This window comes from Rhizobium sp. UFLA01-1127 (assembly GCF_059803845.1).
The window spans coordinates 1-1,803 of sequence record NZ_JAUQTZ010000284.1 but is presented as its reverse complement, the minus strand read 5'-3'; the positions used below and the strand labels follow the sequence as shown (position 1 = coordinate 1,803).

Sequence of the window (1,803 nt, the reverse complement as noted above, 5' to 3'; positions counted from 1 at the left end):
TCACGTCGGAGGCCAATGACGGTCTTTACGATTATCAGGGCCTCAAAGCGGCGCGCGATGCGCTGCGGCCCGGCGGCGTGCTGGCAGTCTGGTCGTCGGGACCTGACGAGCGCTTTACAAAACGTCTGCGTGACAGTGGTTTTACGGCCGAGGTGGTCAACACGCGCGCCAATGGCAAGACAGGCGCGCGTCATGTGATCTGGCTCGCCACGAAAGCCGGATCGTAACGCGTCGAATTGAAATCGGCCCTTGGATGCTATATATCAATGTCATATCTCAAATAGGGAGCTATGGCATGGACATCGCAAAGATCTTCTGGTCCGGCCGCTCGCAGGCCGTACGCTTGCCGAAGGAATTCCGCCTCGATGGCGAGGAAGTGCGCATTCGCCGGCAAGGAAAGGCAATCATTCTGGAACCGATCGTCGAAGATTGGGACTGGCTGGAAACCGTCATTGGGCCAGTCGATGATGACTTTGTAGAAGCAGCGACCGAGCAACCGGCTGAACAGCAACGCCCCGAGCTGGATATCTTTAAGTGAAGTATCTGCTCGACAGCAATGCCGTTATCGCCCTGATGAAAGGACACTCCGGCTTCGTGAGTGAACTTCGCCGGCACAAGCCGCAGGATTTCGCCATTCCGGCCATCGTTGCACACGAGTTGTTCTACGGCGCCTACAAGGGCCAGCGTGTCACCAAGAATCTTGCGCGTGTGGAAGCTCTCCAGTTCGAGACGCTGGATTTCGATAGGCACGACGCCCGTGTGGCCGGCGAAATTCGGGCGGCCCTTGCTTCCCTCGGCACACCAATCGGCACCTATGATGTTCTGATCGCGGGTCAAGCGGTCGCTCGCGATCTGATCCTGATAACACATAACGTTAGAGAGTTTCAGCGCATCCGGAGGTTGCGTTTCGAAGACTGGGAATCCTCGCCGAGCGGCTAAAGATAGCGCGTTTCCTCCGGCGCGCGATCGAACCGATCGTCGCGGCCGTCGAAATAACCGACGGGAAGCGAGGCAAGCTCCTCATCGGTGGTATCGTCCAGGCAGCTGATGCTGATCGCATAGAACTTGCCGCCGAGTGCTGCATTCTCACCCCAGTTGAAGGAGCTGATGCCGCAGGTCTTGCAGAAGAGATGGTGCAGGATGCGCGCACCGAATTGATATTCGCCAATGCTGCCTTTACCCGAGGTCAGGCGGAAATCGGCGGGTGTAGCGACAGCCAGCCAATTGCGCTTCTTCTTGCAGATCGAGCAATTGCATTTGAAGGTGCCGCCCTGCAGATCGAGATCGGCTTCGTAAGCGACGGCGCCGCAATGGCAGCTGCCATGATAGGTCTTCTTCATCACTCTCATCCTTCCCTTGAGGTGGCTTCCGCATAGGCGACGCATTTGTCGAGAGCCTGCTCCCAGCCGCCGGTCTGAAGCTTCAGCTCCGTATCGTCAGGCAATTGGACCTTGCGGAAGACGAGACGCGTCTTCTCGCCAAGCTCATGAAATTCAACGGTGACCTGCATCGGATGCTCGGGCTTACCCTCCTGGTTTTCCCAGGCGAAGGTGAAGACGAGGCGCTCGGGCGGGGCGATTTCCAGATAGCGGCCGTGGCTCCAATATTCCTTGCCTTCCGGTGTCAAGATGCAGTGCCGCCAGGCGCCCCCTTCCCGCAGATCGACGGAAACGGATGGCGCCGTCATATTCTGTGGACCCCACCAGCGCATCAGATGTTCCGGCTCGGTCCAGAGGCGAAAGAGCAATGCGCGCGGCGCGGCAATATCGCGAGACAGCACAATCTCTCGTGGCCGCCTGCTAC

Annotated in this window: 4 protein-coding genes and 1 pseudogene; 3 read left to right on the top strand and 2 right to left on the bottom strand. The window is 58.4% G+C overall.

Annotated features, from left to right (window positions below):
* From Q4Q11_RS31735 to Q4Q11_RS31725, 3 genes and pseudogenes are all read left to right on the top strand, one after another.
* Positions 1-227, top strand: a pseudogene (locus Q4Q11_RS31735) (hypothetical protein); the annotation flags it as partial.
* Between the two features lie 68 nt (positions 228-295).
* Positions 296-538: a type II toxin-antitoxin system antitoxin VapB gene (gene vapB, locus Q4Q11_RS31730; protein ID WP_112508437.1), complete on the top strand. Its 243-nt coding sequence runs from the start codon at positions 296-298 to the stop codon at positions 536-538.
* A complete protein-coding gene (locus Q4Q11_RS31725) occupies positions 535-939 on the top strand; it encodes a type II toxin-antitoxin system VapC family toxin (protein WP_498571969.1) in 405 nt (134 codons plus the stop codon). The genes vapB and Q4Q11_RS31725 overlap by 4 nt, the downstream gene beginning before the upstream one ends.
* Here Q4Q11_RS31725 and Q4Q11_RS31720 read toward each other — a convergent pair.
* Entirely contained in the window at positions 936-1,340 is a 405-nt protein-coding gene (locus tag Q4Q11_RS31720; RefSeq protein ID WP_112508432.1) for a GFA family protein, read from the bottom strand. The genes Q4Q11_RS31725 and Q4Q11_RS31720 overlap by 4 nt on opposite strands.
* Positions 1,341-1,345: 5 nt before the next feature.
* Positions 1,346-1,803, bottom strand: a 458-nt coding sequence (locus tag Q4Q11_RS31715) for an SRPBCC family protein (RefSeq protein WP_498571968.1), incomplete at its 5' end; no start/stop codon positions are given.